Source organism: Butyricimonas sp. Marseille-P2440 (assembly GCF_900091675.1).
Taxonomy (GTDB): Bacteria; Bacteroidota; Bacteroidia; order Bacteroidales; family Marinifilaceae; genus Butyricimonas; species Butyricimonas synergistica.
This window is the reverse complement of the sequence record NZ_LT594609.1, coordinates 599,509-615,959: the sequence shown is the minus strand read 5'-3', so window position 1 is coordinate 615,959 and position 16,451 is coordinate 599,509. Positions and strand designations below refer to the sequence as shown.

The window sequence follows — 16,451 nt, the reverse complement described above, 5'->3', positions numbered from 1 at the left end:
TCCTGCGCATCAGGGTATATTTCTGCTGTTTTAGGGTGAGGAGATGGAATAAAGTAGACTTATAGCCGAGTTAAAGCCGACAGGGGGCGGCTTTATTCATGTTGAGAAATAAGGATAGACCTCGTGTGCGGAATGAATACAGAAGGATTTAAAAGGGGGGAAAATGTTTTGTACTTTTGGAACAGGGGTGCGTGGACAAGGTTAGAATTGGCGGGAGTCCATCGTTTGGAACACGTGAAAGCGGGTTTTCCTGCCACCGCCTTCGATGGAGATTTGATCCGTGTTGCGGGAACCGTTGCGAGTGGTAAATTGCAGGGAAATGTTGTTTATTCCGGCATTGAGAGGGACACGAGTGTAAGAAATGGAATAGGGGAGTGTTTGCCAGTTGCGGGTATCTGCTTTTTCTGTCAGGGAATTGGCAATGCCGACGGCGAACCCGAGCCATTCGTTTTGTTTTCGGGCGGTGTACTCGATTCCTTTTTTGGCGGCTACACGCAAGAGGGAAGTAGAAAATTCACGCACCATGCGATCTCGCAAAGTCTTGAGAGCAATCTCGTTGATGTTCTCTGCAATTTCCAGGGGATAGGTTTTTGCGTCGAGCACGAGCGAGCCGTTGGCATACAAGGGCGGACGTTCCATGTACTTTGGGAAAGCGACTCTCAGCATTTGCAGGTTGGCAATGCTTTGTCGTTCGGCATCCGAGTAACGGGAATCAAAAAAGAAAGGGAATGCAAATCCGAATTCGTCATTGTGGAAGACGATTGCCCCGTCGCCTCTTTTTTGTTTGGCGAAATTGATGCTCCATTCCGCTTTCACGGGCCCCATTCCGTTTAGCCAGAAGAAAACAAGTTGCCCGTTTGCCGGGGGTGGGGTATGCTTGTAAGTAGTGTTAAATTCTTTCTCGTATTGCTTTAATTCTGCCGTGAATCCGCAGTTATAGGCGGAACGCATCAGATCTTGTTTCAATTGTTCCGGGGCTTGCACTCCGAAGTTTTTCGCGTAATCGGATTGATAGACCTCGTAAGCGTTACGATATGCAATGAATGCGTTGTTGGCGTCCCCGGAGGCATCGTAGATCAATCCCATCAGTAAATGGGCGAAAGCGTCCCGTTGATAGCGGTTCTTGTGGTCGGGATATTTGTCATTCAGTTGATACAGTTTGATGTTTATTTTCCTGACTTCCACCAAAGCCCCTTCCATGTCGTTCAAGTCAAGGTAATTCAATGCTTTATAAAAATTGATCATGATTACCTCGAAATCTTCCGGGTGATACGGACGTGCTTCCGGGTTCGTGATTAAGGCGACTGCTTCCGAACCGAGATTGCGATGTTGCTCATCAATTAGATTCTCGGCAGTTTCAAAATACTGGTTGCTATTTTGGGGGTGTCCCAGCATGAATTCCACGTATCCTTTGTTGAGATAGTAGAGAATCCGGTTTTTCCCGGTAGCTTGTTTTTTGTCTTTATCCAGTAGTTTGTTTGCTTTTTCAAAATTCCCGGCAGTCACGGCTGATTGAAATTCGGCGGTACGTTGGTACCAGGTGGCACATCCGGAAAAGAGGAAGAGAACGATAATGAACCCGAAGAGTTTGTAAGGTTCATAAAGCTTGTGAATCCTTGCGGCATTTCTGCTAAAATATGAATGATGAACGTGTATCATGTAGCGTTGGATTACTTTATAAACTTTATGAACCTTATAAACTTTACAAACTAATTAGAATACTTTATCCGTGATTTGTTTCTTTATTTTCTTGTCCCCCATCCAGACAACTTCATTCGTTTCGATGTTAGTAAGTTGCAAATCAATTTGGTAGGTGACTACTTTTTGTTTCTTGTACGAATCCACGATGCTGTTGATTGTACCTTGCAGGATAAAGTCTGCTCCTAGTTCCTTACCCCATTTCTTGGTGGTTTCGGGGGAAGCGTAATCCTGTTGTTCTGCACGTTCTTTTCGTAGTTCGTTACGTTTCTCTCCTGCTACGACCAAACGGATATTTCCATCACGGATGACAGCTTTCTCGACATCCTTGATAAAAGTTTCAGAATTAATGTGTTCATGGCTCTTGTTCTCCACTAGCCCGACCACGATTACCGGGCGTTTTTCGTTCGCTTTTAAATAGCGGGGAATCCAGGCTGAGGTCAATAAGTCCCCGATCATTTCTTCTGACACGAGGCGTGAATCGCTATCGTTCCAGCGTCCACTCAAATCAATAGTTTCGCTCGGGTCTAAACGGGCAATTTTCCGGCTCCCGCATCCGTTCAGTATCGCGAAGGTTAACACGACGAGTGTTCCGATAAATACTTTTCTCATATTCTTTCGATTTTAGGTTTATATTCAAATTCCACGATATATATCAAATTTCATAACAATAATTTGACCAAATATACGTATTAGCGCTTCTTAAGGATGTTAATTTCATTTAAAATTGACAGGACGTGCAATTATTATGCCTGAATGGGAGCGAATGCCCTGCAAATATTCTGGTAAAGTGTTTTCCGTGATGACCACTTTTCGGGCGGAAAGAGAGGCGTGGAGCAGATGAATTTGTCCTTCTTGTTCGATAGCTATTCCCACATGAGCGGTATCCAGTCCCTTTTTATCCGTTGTGATAAGGATAATGTCTCCCGGTCGGATTTGTCCGGTTGCGGAGGAAACTTGATCTTTGGGTATATAGTAATATTTCCGGTTATTGATATTGTTTTCAATGCGGACGATCTTTTCGACAAGGGTGGAATCCTGTTTTAATACAGGATATTTTTGCCAATTACGGGAAATGAAACCAACTTTATTAGGGAAAGGTATGCCTTCGTTCTCCCGGGTAACATCTTTCAGCATATCTGCTTGGCTCATTTCATATAACCAATCGGTAGAGTAATGAAGGCGTGCCGTGTAGTCGGTGATTTCACCGTTTCGATAACGTATTCTTTGTAAATTTTTCAAGAATGTTTCTGTTTGTTGCGGATCGTATTTTTCCAACAAAGCTAATGCAAGTACATTATCCACGAAAGTCACGCAATCGAGTTCCTGTAGGTTTACGACAAGTTGTTCTTTCGGGTTGATTTCCAACGTGCCTCCCTTGTATGGCGTATTGATAAAGAATTGCCCGATAGCTACAATCCGTTCGTTCAAGGGAAATTTGTATAATCCCTTTTCCGAGGCGTACTCGAAGAATCGGGTGAGAATGGCTTTATCTTCCGGGGATATAGATGATTGAGCCTTACATCCCGGGAATATAGAGGGAAGGATAACCAGGAACAAGAGAAGTGTTTTTTTCATAACAAATGTTTTCGAGTGAATAAAAAATGAGGAGCCGCGTAAACGGCATCCTCATCTCTCTTGTGTTGTGTTTATATATTATTTGCCTGCGGCCGAAAATTGTTCAAGGAAGCGGATGTCGTTCTCGAAGAAAAGGCGTATGTCTTTGATGCCATATTTCAACATCGCGATACGCTCGATTCCCATTCCCAGCGCGAACCCGGTATATTTTTCTTTGTCTATACCATTTAGTTCGAGTACGTTGGGGTCAACCATTCCACAACCTAAAATTTCTAACCAACCCGTGCCTTTGCACACGTTGCAGCCTTTCCCGTGGCATAACGTACAGGATACGTCCATTTCTGCCGACGGTTCGGTGAACGGGAAAAACGAGGGACGCAGACGAATTTGCGTGTCAGCCCCGAATAGTTCCTTTGCAAAGTAAGTGAGAGTCTGTTTCAAGTCGGCGAAAGAAACATTTTCGTCGATATAAAGTGCCTCGATCTGGTGGAAAATACAGTGTGCCCGAGCCGAGATAGCCTCGTTACGGAATACCCGTCCTGGGGTAACAAGACGAATGGGAGGCTGGTGTGTTTCCATGTCGCGAACCTGCACGGATGAGGTGTGCGTGTGGAGTACCAGATCAGGGTTCTTCTGGATGAAGAACGTGTCCTGCATATCGCGAGCCGGATGTTCCTCCGGGAAGTTCAATGCAGAGAAATTGTGCCAGTCGTCTTCGATTTCGGGTCCTTCGGACACGGTAAAACCAAGTCTGTTGAAGATAGATATGATTTCGTTTTTAACGATAGACAGAGGGTGGCGAGTCCCGAGTTTCATGGGGTCACCCGGCATGGTCATATCCAGCCCGCTGAGCCCTTCTTCCGCGTTACTCAACATCTCTTTCAACTCGTTTACTTTCTCTAATGCCGTATTTTTCAACACGTTCAACTCCTGTCCCACGGCTTTCTTTTGCTCAACCGGGACGCTTTTGAAATCATCAAACAGAGCGGCGATAGAACCTTTCTTGCTTAAATGCTTGATTCTAAATTGCTCTACTTCATCCAGCGTTGTGGCTTGGAAGTTTGCTATTTCATCACGGAGTTGTTTTATCTTATCTAACATCTTCTCAAAAATTTGAAATCCTTGGAGGGCAAAGTTAATAAAAAAGTCTTACACATTCTTGCTATCGTGATTAATTCTTTTTCCAGAAACGAGTAATCAGTTTGTCTTTGTACTTTTTTGCAGTGGGGTATAGCAAACAGCCTGCCACTCCCCCGAGTATATCGGCAATCAAATCCCACCACTCGGCACCCCGGTGAAAACACGAGTATTGCAATATTTCGATCAGTCCGCCATACACGAAACTGAACCCGATGGCGATCGGGTAGCAAGCCCGTGGGGACAAATTGGTTTGGTAGCGTAATTCGCTGCATAGAAAGATCGACATGATAAAGAACATTCCGAAATGAACTACTTTATCCAGGTGGGGAATATTGAGTTTCGGGTCGGGAATGGAGCTCGACGGAATGGCACACAGGAAGAAAATGATTCCTGCCCATATCAGTGTTCGCGATAATAGAATGTATTTGCGTGCGATCATTATTCAATTACTTTTACTTTGATTATTCTTACGTCTTTTACCGGACGGTTCTTTTTATCCGTCTGTAAGGCGGCGATTTTGTCGAGCACGTCGAAACCTTCGATCAGTTCTCCAAACACCGTGTACTCGCCATCCAGGTCATGAGCGCCGCCCGCTGTCGTGTAAGCTTGTTTTTTCGCTTCGTCCATGAAGAGTTTGTCGGTATTCTTGTCCCAGTCCCGGGCGATGTCCTCTTTGATCTTGTTGGCTATTTTCCGAAATTCCGGGACATTCTTCTGGGCTTTCAAGGAATCTAGGATTGCTTTTTTCTCCGGGGTATAGTATTTATTCTGTATCGCTCGTTTGATAGGGGAGTTAACCGATTTCTCGATATATTCCAGTTCTTGGAGCGGGTATTTTCTGCCGACAGTAAAATAGAACTGCGAGATGTCTGATTTCTTGAGCGGATTCGTTTCGTCCGGTTGCCGGGGTGCTGCCAGGGCTCCTTTCTTGTGATAATGATGCGGTTTGATTTCCGCATCTATCGTGATTTCTCTGCCGTAACCCAGTTCTTGTCCGGGGACGGCATTCCGGCTGTCCTCCGAACCTCCTTGTATGATGAAGTTTTTAATCACCCGGTAGAATAATGTTCCGTCATATTGACCGGATTTTGCCAGTTCGATAAAGTTATCCCGGTGAATCGGCGTGTCGTTGTATAATTTAGCCTTAAGATTCCCCATGTTAGTTTCTATCAGCACAATGCGCTCTTCTTCCTGTCCTTTGCCGGGGAAAGTGAAAAGGGTGAGAATGAACGAGAATATCAGAAGTTTATACATATATTGTTGTTTATGATTTGACGATTTTGTTGACAAGGAATTTTACGGGGAAGTGCGAGGCGATAAAACCAATAGCAATCACCGTGACCATGATGGTCAAGATGTCCGAAGTGACAACTTTCACGGGATAGGCGCTAATGATGTAGCTTCCATTCCCGAGGGTGATGAATCCGTAATATTCTTGCAACAGGCAGAGTGCCGTTCCGGCAATCAGCCCGATAAGAGCCCCTATGCCCGTGATCAAGTTGCCCTCGAGTTTGAAGATGGAAATGATTTTTTCTTTTGTCATCCCGAGGGCTTGGTAGATTCCTATATCTTCTTTTTTGTCGATAATCAACATGGAAACAGATCCTACAATATTGAAGGAAGCAATCAATAAAATAAACAACAAGATCAGGAATACCGCCAACTTTTCCGATTTCATCATGGCGTAAAACGAACGGTTGAGATCGTATTTGTCAAGTACTTTATACTTGGTTCCGACCTGGGAGGCGAGTGTAGCTTTGAAGGACGCGAGGTCGTCCGGGTTTTGCAGTTTGATCTCTATTTTGGATATCTCTCCCGGAACCCCGAACAATTTTCTTGCGGTTTCGATACCCGTGATCACGTATTTCCCGTCAATATCTTGTTGTGCCGAGAATATCCCGATCGGGTATATCCGTTGGTTGTTCAACGCTGACATGGATGCCGACGAGGCTGTTTTATCGGGATAATAGAAGGTCATCGGGTTCTGTACGCCAAGACGGGTTTTTAGAGCGGCGGCAATGCCATACCCGAGTACCACGGTCGGTTTGTCACCCTCTTGCAAAGCGTATTTCCCGCTGACGATTGTGGGTTCGATGCCCACGTGCCGGGCGTAATCTTCGTCCACGCCTTTCACGACCACGGGAACGAGCTTGTCCCCGAACTTAACCAGTGAATTTTCTTCCACGACGGCGTCGAAAGAAGCGATGCCGGGTGTCTTTTTCAATTGTTCCAGCAACGCGGAATCCGTGGTAATAAATTTCCCTTGTACCGGAGAAATGGTCACGTCCGGGGTGAAACTGTCCGTGACCGTTGTAAGTAACGTGTCGATGCCGTTGAACACGGAAAGCACGACAATCAATGCTGTCGTGCCTATCATAACTCCCACCATGCTGATGATGGAAATAATGTTTATGGCATTCTGCTTCTTTTTCGAGAACAGGTACCTCCGGGCAATGAATATCGACAGGTTCATCGTGAACGGGGCTATTGCTTCAACAAGGAATCAATCTTGTCGATGTAATCCAGGCTATCATCCACGAAAAATCGCAATTCCGGGATGATACGGGTTTGTTTTCCGATCTTTTTCCCGAGAATAAAACGGATGTTTTTGTTCTTTTCGTCCAAGATGCCTAATACTTTTTCCGTGAGCTCCGACGGGAATATGCTCAAGTATACCCGGGCATATGACATATCTGCGCTAACTCTCACTGCTGTAACGGAAAGCATCGCACCTCCGGTGTATTCTTTACACTCTTTTTGAAACATTTCGCTTAAATCCCGTTGTATTAAACGCCCTACTTTATTTTGTCTTATCGAGTCCATAGCAAGAAAAAAAATTATTCAATAAAAAATTTCCACAAATATAGTGATTATAATTGATACTTTTATTATCTTTGCCCTCGCAAAACGGAAACGAGATGTAGCGCAGTTGGTAGCGCGCCACGTTCGGGACGTGGAGGCCGCTGGTTCAAGTCCAGTCATCTCGACCATATAAAAAGAACGCTTGGAAAGCGTTCTTTTTTGTTTTATTCTTGTTTTGTTGCTTTTGCTTTACCCGAAAACGGGTCCTTATAGACCAGGAGGAGTGTTTTTATTAAATAGAGAATTTTATGTCAAAACAATTTGTCATATTTATTGCAGGGACTACAAAAAAAACATCCGATCCACTCATTGCAACAACAATTCCAACCACATCACCGTTAATCCAAGATGACTCCGTTGACGTAAGGACTAAAGTTCCACTATCACCTTGTTCTAAAGAAGGTCTTCTGGTAATATCTGAAAAATAGCAACGTGCAACATGCACATTACATCCATTAATATCAATATTACACTCGGGATCTTGCACTCTGGCAGGATATTTTGAACCTCTCATTAACACCTCGATTTTCATACCATCCTCTATAGAAAATACCATTGCAGGATTATGAGCCTTAGGAATGTAATATCCCGGCGAAAAACGACAGAACGCACAATCGATTGAAGAGCGATAAATAAAATGGGGATAAGCGAAAGGAGAATCAATAGCTTCTAGTATATAAGGAGATATCCAGATGTCTTTATTAAAATTATTGAAATTATGTGCAGCAGTAACAAAGCCATAAACAAATTCTGCATCAAACGAATTTCGAGCATAAGCACAGAATCCCATCCGTCCAACATTCATATTATATGATGTCGGGTCATCCGGATTATATAATCCATAATTTACAAAAAATCGATTTCCACATCTTACATTTTCTGGAATAAATGCTGCGATTTCCCGACTGTTTTGCGAGGTTAGCCTCGGTCTATTTCTTTCGACATGATCATATTCTTCTGTAGATTTAAGCACAAGCATTGGCGAATCCATTACTTCTGCTTTAAAGCGTGCAATCGTTTCTTCTTTTGCTTGCCCATTGAACAAAACGTATAATTTATTGTGGCGGATCAATGTTGACTCGATATTCCATTTTTCAAACAAGGAAGAACATGACAATTTTTTTTGAAGCCTTAAAAGTTCATTGTAAGAATAAGTACATGGTTCGAAAGTGATGTCGTCGGAAGCGATCTGGCATAATTCGATAAATTCACTCTTTACCCGAGATGAAGTATCTGTCAAAAAAACAATTATTCGGGGTGAATTTTGCTGATCCGTATAATATCCCCCGTAATATTCAGGATAGACCTGTTCTTCTAACGATTTTCTAAAAGCTTCCTTTCCTTCTTGCGTTTCTTGTTCCAATGGAACATCACTGCCAACTCGGAAACAATACTTGATTTTAAAAGCAGAGGCACTTACTTCTGGATACTTCTTGTACGCCGGAATCCATGATTCTATGTTCGAATGCTCTTTGTCTCTCGTGTAATCATCTTTGCAGGAAACAATCCAAATACATAAACAGATTAAAACAATTCTTGCTTTCATGGCTCATTTTTTTAAGTAACTTCTCAAAGAAAATTTCACTCTTTTGCAAATCTACGAAAAAAATCAAAGAAATGTACATTCGTTGAAATTTCTCTTCATTCGAGGCTCAATTGAAAAATAATACGTACATTGCATAACGATTTTAGGATGTAGATTCGTTATGATTGATATTCAAGTAAAGCTGCATGATAAGTACTCTGTGGAGATGAAGGTGGGGTACGTGGTGGATCGCAACCGGAAGGAGAACGAGTTCAGGATGAACACGTGGTTTTTCGTGCCACATAGTCTTGGTATTAGTGCGTCGACTTACTCGAAAGATGATTTCTACAAAGATGTGCGTTCCAACGTGCGGTTGATAACTCCGATTTACTCGTTGGAAGAAATTGCCGAGGGGGAGTGGACGCCTTTCGTGTTTTTGGAGGATGCTTTCCTGCATTTCGTGGAAGAACGCACGAGGGAAGCGCTCGAAACTTACGAGTACCAGATCAAGATGTTTACCTCCATATTTAAAAGTGCCTTGCGGGGGAAGGTGAACGAGGCAATTCATCACGAGGTAGAGGGGAGCGAACGGGAGCTTCAGGTGGAGCATTACGTGACTTGTGTTCGGGTTATAGCCCGGCGTTACCGGGAATTAAAAAAAATCATTAATGTCACGGGGCTGCCTAAAGAGGCGGCGAACTATTTTTCTTTCGGGGATGAGTATCTCTCGAATCTGATAGAGTTTCATACTTTCCGCTTGTTGGACGGGTTGAAGGAGTTCGATCCAAAATGCTACAAGCTGGAAAAGAAAAGATTGTTGGAGTTGATACACGGGGAAATCGGCTACAAGCAGAAAAACGGCTATCTCGTGGCGGAAAAGGACAGTAAAGATCAGAATCGAGCAGTGATCTATCGGCGGGGTATTCTGAAAAAATATGCGGAGAGCGATCTTTTCTTGAAAGCATCCAAGAAACGGGACGGGGTACTGGTTGAACAAATATATTATAGTATGGCTGCCGGGTTGTCGATGATATTTGCCACGGTAATCGCTTTCTCCTTCCAGAAAAAATACGGTAACTTTACGATGCCTTTGTTCGTGGCTTTAGTCGTGAGTTATATGCTGAAAGACCGCATCAAAGAATTGATGCGATTCTACTTTGCACACCGTTTGGGAAAGAATTATTTTGACCGGAAAATAAAAGTCAGCATGGGCGACAAGGTTGTCGGGCAGATCAAGGACGGCGTGGACTTTATCTCGGAAAATAAAGTGCCGGAGGAGATCATCAGCCGGCGGGCACGTACCGACTTGTTGGCGGCAGACAACCGGAACTCGAGCGAGCGGATCATCCTGTACCGGAAATGGGTGCAGTTAAACGCGGAGATTCTGGACGAGTATGGGCAGTATGACATTGCGGGGATAAACGAGATTATTCGTTTCGACCTGGGGAGTTTTGCCCGGAAGATGGACGAACCTGCTTATGAATTGTATGTCCCGGAAGGGGAGGCAGACCACGCCTCGATCAAGGGGGAGAAAATCTATTACGTCAATTTTTTGATTCAACTCCAGCACGAGGGGAATGTCGAGTACCGGCGTTTTCGTTTAATGATAACCCGTGACGGGATACGGGAAATCCAAAAATTATAGAGAAGATACTAAAAGTTAAATAATTTAGAGGGTTAGGTTCGGACTATCCTGCGTAAAAGTGCGTTATTTTTGAAAATATATTGTAGCTTTGCGGGACAATCAATCTTAAAGATCTTATAGAACAGAAATGAGAAAATGGAGCATTGACGATTCAGCAGAACTGTACAACATTAACGGTTGGGGGCTGAACTATTTTTCGATTAACGAGAAAGGACACGTGACGGTAACGCCGAAGGTGGGAGGACCCAGGATAGACATCAAAGAATTGATGGAAGAGCTTCAGGTGAGGGATGTGTCCGCTCCCGTGTTGTTGCGGTTTCCGGATATTCTGGATAACCGGATCGAGAAAATCTCAAGTTGTTTCCAGGCAGCTGCCACGGAATATGGTTATACAGGGAAGAACTTTATTATCTACCCGATCAAGGTGAACCAGATGCGTCCGGTTGTGGAGGAGATTGTAAGTCATGGTACAAAGTATAATATCGGGTTGGAGGCAGGCTCCAAGCCGGAATTGCACGCTGTCCTGTCCATCGACATTGACGACGATGCCATGATTATCTGTAACGGATACAAGGACGAGAACTATATCGAGTTGGCATTGCTGGCACAGAAGATGGGAAGGAACATTTACCTCGTGGTAGAGAAGTTGAACGAGTTGAGGAATATAGCGACTATATCCAAGCGTTTGAAAATTCGCCCGAATATCGGTATCCGGATCAAGCTGGCAAGTTCCGGCAGTGGTAAATGGGAAGAATCGGGAGGCGACGTGAGCAAGTTCGGCTTGAACTCGAGCGAATTGCTGGAAGCACTCGAGGTGCTCGAGAAAAATAAGATGACGGATTGCCTGCAATTGATACATTTCCATATCGGCAGCCAGGTAACAAATATCCGCCGTATCAAAACGGCATTGAAAGAAGCCTCCCAGTTCTACGTGCAATTGAAAGGGATGGGCTATAATGTACACTTCGTCGACATCGGCGGAGGACTGGGGGTCGATTACGACGGTACCCGTTCCGCCACGAGTGGTAACAGCATGAACTACTCGATTCAGGAGTACGTGAATGATGCAGTTTCCGCATTAGTGGATGCCTGCGAGAAAAACGAGCTAGAACAACCGAATATCATCACCGAATCGGGGCGTTCCTTGACGGCACACCATTCCGTGTTGATTTTCGAGGCATTGGCAAGTACCAGTTTGCCGGCTTTCGACGAGAACGAGGAAATCGCGGAAGATGCCCACGAGTTGGTGAAAGAGTTGTACGACCTTTGGGAAAACCTCAATCAGCCCCGTTTGATCGAAACGTGGCATGATGCCATGCAGATCCGCGAGGATGCACTGGGGTTGTTCAATCTCGGGTTGATCGATTTGTATACCCGAGCACAGGTTGAGCGCTTGTTCTGGTCGGTAGCACGTGACGTGTACGACATGGCGGTGAACACGAAGCACTCGCCGGATGAGTTAAGAAAGATTTCCAAGTTATTACCCGATAAATATTTCTGTAATTTCTCGTTATTCCAGTCGTTGCCCGATTCTTGGGCGATTGACCAGATATTCCCGATTATCCCGGTTTCCCGCTTGAACGAACAACCGACCAAATCGGCAACTTTGCAGGATATTACCTGTGATTCCGACGGGAAGATTGATAATTTTATCTCTACGCGTAACTTCTCCTACCACCTTCCGGTACACGAGCTGAACGGGAAAGAACCTTATTATTTCGGGGTATTCCTCGTGGGGGCTTATCAGGAGATTCTAGGAGATTTGCACAATCTGTTTGGCGACACGAATGCCGTTCATATCAAAGTGAAAGGCGACGAGTACGTGATAGACAAGGTGATAGAGGGTGAAACCGTGGCAGACGTGTTGGAATACGTGCAGTTTATGCCGAAGAAAATGGCACGTACCGTTGAGGTATGGGTGACCAGTTCCGTGAAGAAAGGAATTATTTCTGCGGAAGAAGGTCGCGAGTTTTTGTCAAATTACCGTTCTGGACTGTATGGATATACCTATTTGGAATAAGCAGAATAAAATCTACTAGATATTGAAAGGGCGTGTCAATGACTTCAATGGAGTTTTGACACGTCTCTTTTTTTTGTAAAAATCCTCACGATTAAATGTTAATGTAAATATTTTCACACAGAAAATCAATGTGTTATATGGCGACATGAATTTAACACTATTAAAAGTCCCGCAAACGTTTGTAGGTAAAGAAAGATTTTATAGCTTAGCAACGGTGAAAGAAAAAAGCCTCGTGCTGTCACAGCAGGAGGCAACCAATAACAAATTTATGAAAAAAAATCGAAGTCTCTTTTGAAATCCGATACAAAGGTATCGGCTTTTCTTTATATATGAAAATTCTTTCCGTTAAATTTCCATTATATAGATTAATCATTGAAATCTACACATGTAAACGTATTATCGATGTAAAGGTTTCAAGATTGTCTGCAAAATTTTAATGAACTCTGAAAATAAAAATGGTCCGCGCTGTCTCAGCGGGGACCCAAAATACCAATAACAAATTTATGAAAAAAAATCGAAGTCTCTCTTTTTGAATTCCGATACAAATGTATCGGTTTTACATCGTAACCAAGTTACTTTTCTATTAAGTTCCGGTTACACTATGTTTTAATTCAAATTGTATGCCTATATACGTCAATATAACGTAAAGGTTTCCTAATTAATCAAAATCAAACTTTAATTGTAAAGGAGAAGTGTCTGCGATCTCTTCATAAGGATTTGAAACTGAAAGACCTATGAGGCGAATCCTAAACTGTGTTAATTCTAAGTCTTTCAAAAGTTTTTTTGCCAGGGGGAGTATTTCTTTTAATGTAAACAGTTCGTGTGCCACACTGGCACTGCGTGTTTTTTGAGTAAAATCATGGAATTTGATTTTTAGCGTGAGAGTATGTCCCTTGAAATTAGACTTTTCCAGCCGATGGATGAGTTCCGTTGCCACGTGATACAGCTCGATAATGACGGCGATATAATTCGTCAGGTCGTTCTCGAAAGTACTTTCACAACCCACGGACTTGCGGATTCTCTCGGGGCAGACGATTCTTGGGTCTATGCCGTTGGCGAAATCGTAGTACAGGCTTCCGGCTTTCCCGAAATTGCGGGTAAGAAAAGTCAACGTGCATTTCTTCAAGTCGGCACCCGTGTGTATCCCGAGAGAATGCATCTTGCGGGCGGTTACCTTGCCGATTCCCCAGAATGCCTCGATCGGTAGTTTGGCGATAAAGGCGGGCGCCCGGTCGGGATGTATCGTGTAAAGTCCGTCCGGTTTCTTGTAATCGGAAGCTATTTTCGCCAGGAATTTATTGTAAGACACCCCGGCGGAGGCAATAAGCCCCAGTTTCTCCTTTATCTCTTTTTTTATTGCGCGGGCGATATCCACGGCGAGTGAAATCCCTTTTTTGTTCTCCGTGACGTCCAGAAATGCCTCGTCCAAGGCAAGAGGTTCTATGACATCCGTGTATTCCCGGAAAATCTCGTGTATTTGCTCGGAAACCGTTTTATAATGCTCCATGTGGGAAGAGGCGAATATCAAGTCCGGGCACAATTGCTTGGCTTTCATGGACGACATGGCAGAGCGTACGCCATAACGGCGAGCCTCGTAACTTGCAGCCGCTACAACCCCTCTCTTCTCCGCTCTTCCCACGGCAAGGGGCTTTCCCCGGTATTCCGGATGATCTCGTTGCTCGATGGAAGCGTAAAAGGCGTCCATGTCAATGTGAATGATTTTCCTGTTTTCCATCTCCCTTTTTCAAGAAGTAAATATAGAAATTTTCCGGGAGAATAGAAAGGAAGCGGGGAAGGATGATGAGGAATTTATCCCCGCGGAAGTGTAGAAGTTTTCCGCAAGCGGGAGTTTATAAAATGAAGAAAGGGACAGCAAAGTCCCTTTCGTTCTCTTATTTTTGGAATAATTTGTTCCAGTTCTTGTATTCTCTCTCTTTCCAAGGTCCGTTGTGGTAAACGTAGCTGGCGATAGCGGGAATAACGGTCGTTCCTTCGGCGTAAACCATTTGTTCGTAGGTAACGTCTACTTTACCCCATGAACAAGCTTCTTTCAAAGTTGAAGAGGAGCATGCACCGTCGCGAACGTCAGCCACGGTGATTTGGATGGCGTATTTGTGCATGGGCACGTCAAAACCTAAGATTTCGGCACAGACTACGGTGTCTTGAGCGAAGTTTTTCGGGGTTCCGCCACCGACCATGAATAATCCGGTGGTTCCTGCCTTGATTTTGATTTGGGTCAATTCGACGAAGTCTTTCACGGAGTCGATAGACACGTGTTTGTCGGGGTGTTCCCATTGGTGTTTACCGATACCGAATCCTGCGCTACAATCAGAGAATGCCGGACAGAAGATGGGTACCCCGCATTCATAGCAAGTTTGGATTAAGCTGTCTTTTTTCACGGCGTGTCCCTCGTGTAGCCATTTCCCGATCTCCCATATAAATTCACGTGATGAATAAGGACGGGGTTCCAAGTTGTTGGCGATCTCGTAAGTAGTGTGGTCGCAAGCTTGCAATTCCTCCTCGTCGATGAACGTATCGTAAATACGGTCAATGTAAAGTTCTCTCAATTGCATGTCAGGCACGTCTTGGTGTCCTTTGTAGTGTTTGAAGCCAAGAGCCTCGAACAGGTCCATGTCAATGATAGAAGCACCCGTGGATACTACCACGTCGATCATCTTGTTACGAACCATATCCACGTAAACCTGCATACATCCGGCAGCACTGGTACTCCCGGCAATGGTAAGAATATTCGTACACTCTTTCTCGCCAACCATTTTCATCAGAATATCAGTTGCTCTGGCTGTATCGCGAGAGGTGAAGGACATATCGCGCATCGCGTCGATCAATTGGGTTGAGTCATACGACTTGATGTCGATGTGTTTGATAGTGTCTTTTAATAAATCTTTCTTTTCCATTTTATTTATTTAAAAATATAAGGTACAATTATGAGGACCTTATTGACTCAATTTCTTGATTATGTGATTTCTGATCATTGGTTTTGATATTTCATGCTCAATATCTGGTAGATCAGTTTGCTTGCCAGGAAGTCGGATGACTTGTTGACGTCGTTGGGGCAAAGTTCTACCACATCCAGACCGATGATGTTATGACGTTCGTTAATCAGTTTGAGGAAGTTCAGTACCTCTCTGTAATACAATCCGTCCGGTTCCGGGGTTCCGGTTGCGGGCACGATAGCCGGGTCGAAAACGTCCAGATCGATGGTAATATACACGTTGTCGTGTAATTTCTGGGATACCATGTACATCCAGTTGTTCCCCTCCTTGGCGTCATGCAAGTCGTGAGCGTAAAAGATACGGTCGGGCATGATATTTTCTTTTTCCTCGATGGCTGAACTTCTGATACCCACCTGTGCGACAGTCGCTACTTCTTTGGCACGAGCCATCACGCAAGCGTGATTGTGGGTAGAACCCTCGTACTCGCTACGCATATCGGAGTGAGCGTCCAGTTGCAGGACAGAAAATTTGTCATAGTGTTTGGCGAAAGCCCGGAATACTCCGATGCTGACTGAATGCTCTCCGCCCAGTATCACGGGGAATTTTTTATCTGTCAGGATTTTATCAACCTGTTTTTCAACTTCTTGGGACATGGCTTCCGGGGAGGAGGCTTCCGTCACCGGGTCTAGTGTCGCTATGCCGCGGGTGTAAACCTCGGAATCCGTTTCGATATCGTAGAGTTCCATGTTAGCCGATGCTTCAAGGATCGCATCGGGACCTTTGTCCGCTCCCTTCAACCACGTGCTTGTTCCGTCATAAGGTACAGGCAATACTACAATCTCGGCACTTTCGTATGCCGTAAACTCATCCTCGAGTCCTCCATAATTTTTCTTTTCCATATCTAATTGGGTTTATAGTGTTTATAAACTCCTTTCTTTATAAAAAGGTCTGCAAAACTAACGAATATAATTGAGAATTGAAAATTGAAAATTGAAAATGAAAAATTAATCTGTTATTTCGATTTGTGGC

The 16,451-nt window shown here is 44.1% G+C and carries 14 protein-coding genes and 1 tRNA gene; 3 read left to right on the top strand and 12 right to left on the bottom strand.

Features of this window, described 5'->3' with window-relative positions:
- Positions 1–201: 201 nt before the first annotated feature.
- The 8 genes from BN8899_RS08320 to rbfA all read right to left on the bottom strand — a co-directional run bounded on the left by BN8899_RS08320 (position 202) and on the right by rbfA (position 7,239).
- The gene (locus tag BN8899_RS08320) at positions 202–1,659 is read right to left on the bottom strand and encodes a COG3014 family protein (protein ID WP_082986963.1); all 1,458 of its coding nucleotides are present in this window, start codon (positions 1,657–1,659) and stop codon (positions 202–204) included.
- A 54-nt stretch (positions 1,660–1,713) separates the two neighbouring features.
- Positions 1,714–2,310, bottom strand: coding sequence for a penicillin-binding protein activator LpoB (locus tag BN8899_RS08315; protein ID WP_018338013.1), 597 nt, complete (start codon positions 2,308–2,310; stop codon positions 1,714–1,716).
- A 105-nt stretch (positions 2,311–2,415) separates the two neighbouring features.
- Entirely contained in the window at positions 2,416–3,276 is an 861-nt protein-coding gene (locus BN8899_RS08310; RefSeq protein WP_065219064.1) for an N-acetylmuramoyl-L-alanine amidase-like domain-containing protein, read from the bottom strand.
- 78 nt (positions 3,277–3,354) lie between these two features.
- Entirely contained in the window at positions 3,355–4,377 is a 1,023-nt protein-coding gene (gene pheS / locus BN8899_RS08305; RefSeq protein ID WP_018338015.1) for a phenylalanine--tRNA ligase subunit alpha, read from the bottom strand.
- 70 nt (positions 4,378–4,447) lie between these two features.
- Positions 4,448–4,855, bottom strand: coding sequence for a VanZ family protein (locus tag BN8899_RS08300; RefSeq protein WP_065219063.1), 408 nt, complete (start codon positions 4,853–4,855; stop codon positions 4,448–4,450).
- On the bottom strand, positions 4,855–5,670 hold the full coding sequence (locus BN8899_RS08295; protein ID WP_065219062.1) for a peptidylprolyl isomerase: 816 nt from the start codon (positions 5,668–5,670) through the stop codon (positions 4,855–4,857). Before BN8899_RS08295 ends, BN8899_RS08300 begins: the two co-directional genes overlap by 1 nt.
- Positions 5,671–5,680: 10 nt before the next feature.
- Positions 5,681–6,889 (bottom strand): ABC transporter permease, encoded by a 1,209-nt coding sequence (locus BN8899_RS08290; RefSeq protein ID WP_065219061.1) that lies wholly within the window; start codon positions 6,887–6,889, stop codon positions 5,681–5,683.
- Positions 6,890–6,900: 11 nt separating this feature from the next.
- The gene (rbfA, locus tag BN8899_RS08285; protein WP_065219060.1) at positions 6,901–7,239 is read right to left on the bottom strand and encodes a 30S ribosome-binding factor RbfA; all 339 of its coding nucleotides are present in this window, start codon (positions 7,237–7,239) and stop codon (positions 6,901–6,903) included.
- Positions 7,240–7,330: 91 nt separating this feature from the next.
- Between rbfA and BN8899_RS08280 the strand changes: the two genes are divergently transcribed.
- A tRNA-Pro gene (locus BN8899_RS08280) sits at positions 7,331–7,406 on the top strand.
- 104 nt (positions 7,407–7,510) lie between these two features.
- Here BN8899_RS08280 and BN8899_RS08275 read toward each other — a convergent pair.
- Positions 7,511–8,824, bottom strand: coding sequence for a hypothetical protein (locus BN8899_RS08275; protein ID WP_065219059.1), 1,314 nt, complete (start codon positions 8,822–8,824; stop codon positions 7,511–7,513).
- Between the two features lie 160 nt (positions 8,825–8,984).
- Between BN8899_RS08275 and BN8899_RS08270 the strand changes: the two genes are divergently transcribed.
- Complete coding sequence (locus tag BN8899_RS08270; protein WP_065219058.1) at positions 8,985–10,448, top strand: hypothetical protein; 1,464 nt, start codon at positions 8,985–8,987, stop codon at positions 10,446–10,448.
- 127 nt (positions 10,449–10,575) lie between these two features.
- Positions 10,576–12,468 (top strand): biosynthetic arginine decarboxylase, encoded by a 1,893-nt coding sequence (gene speA, locus BN8899_RS08265; RefSeq protein ID WP_018338021.1) that lies wholly within the window; start codon positions 10,576–10,578, stop codon positions 12,466–12,468.
- Between the two features lie 658 nt (positions 12,469–13,126).
- Here speA and dinB read toward each other — a convergent pair.
- From dinB to speB, 3 genes are all read right to left on the bottom strand, one after another.
- Entirely contained in the window at positions 13,127–14,203 is a 1,077-nt protein-coding gene (gene dinB, locus BN8899_RS08260) for a DNA polymerase IV (RefSeq protein ID WP_065219057.1), read from the bottom strand.
- A gap of 157 nt (positions 14,204–14,360) precedes the next feature.
- A complete protein-coding gene (locus BN8899_RS08255) occupies positions 14,361–15,383 on the bottom strand; it encodes a 1,9-bis(guanidino)-5-aza-nonane synthase (protein WP_018338024.1) in 1,023 nt (340 codons plus the stop codon).
- Between the two features lie 74 nt (positions 15,384–15,457).
- The gene (gene speB / locus BN8899_RS08250; RefSeq protein WP_018338025.1) at positions 15,458–16,321 is read right to left on the bottom strand and encodes an agmatinase; all 864 of its coding nucleotides are present in this window, start codon (positions 16,319–16,321) and stop codon (positions 15,458–15,460) included.
- Between the last annotated feature and the right edge of the window lie 130 nt (positions 16,322–16,451).

Excerpts from the sequence above, each read along its gene's own strand:
- BN8899_RS08275 (WP_065219059.1), bottom strand. The coding sequence starts at position 8,824 with ATGAAAGCAAGAATTGTTTTAATCTGTTTATGTATTTGGATTGTTTCC.
- BN8899_RS08255 (WP_018338024.1), bottom strand. The coding sequence starts at position 15,383 with ATGGAAAAGAAAGATTTATTAAAAGACACTATCAAACACATCGACATC.
- speB (WP_018338025.1), bottom strand. The coding sequence starts at position 16,321 with ATGGAAAAGAAAAATTATGGAGGACTCGAGGATGAGTTTACGGCATAC.
- BN8899_RS08290 (WP_065219061.1), bottom strand. The coding sequence starts at position 6,889 with ATGAACCTGTCGATATTCATTGCCCGGAGGTACCTGTTCTCGAAAAAG.
- rbfA (WP_065219060.1), bottom strand. The coding sequence starts at position 7,239 with ATGGACTCGATAAGACAAAATAAAGTAGGGCGTTTAATACAACGGGAT.
- BN8899_RS08300 (WP_065219063.1), bottom strand. The coding sequence starts at position 4,855 with ATGATCGCACGCAAATACATTCTATTATCGCGAACACTGATATGGGCA.
- BN8899_RS08270 (WP_065219058.1), top strand. The coding sequence starts at position 8,985 with ATGATTGATATTCAAGTAAAGCTGCATGATAAGTACTCTGTGGAGATG.
- BN8899_RS08320 (WP_082986963.1), bottom strand. The coding sequence starts at position 1,659 with ATGATACACGTTCATCATTCATATTTTAGCAGAAATGCCGCAAGGATT.
- pheS (WP_018338015.1), bottom strand. The coding sequence starts at position 4,377 with ATGTTAGATAAGATAAAACAACTCCGTGATGAAATAGCAAACTTCCAA.
- speA (WP_018338021.1), top strand. The coding sequence starts at position 10,576 with ATGAGAAAATGGAGCATTGACGATTCAGCAGAACTGTACAACATTAAC.
- dinB (WP_065219057.1), bottom strand. The coding sequence starts at position 14,203 with ATGGAAAACAGGAAAATCATTCACATTGACATGGACGCCTTTTACGCT.
- BN8899_RS08315 (WP_018338013.1), bottom strand. The coding sequence starts at position 2,310 with ATGAGAAAAGTATTTATCGGAACACTCGTCGTGTTAACCTTCGCGATA.
- BN8899_RS08310 (WP_065219064.1), bottom strand. The coding sequence starts at position 3,276 with ATGAAAAAAACACTTCTCTTGTTCCTGGTTATCCTTCCCTCTATATTC.
- BN8899_RS08295 (WP_065219062.1), bottom strand. The coding sequence starts at position 5,670 with ATGTATAAACTTCTGATATTCTCGTTCATTCTCACCCTTTTCACTTTC.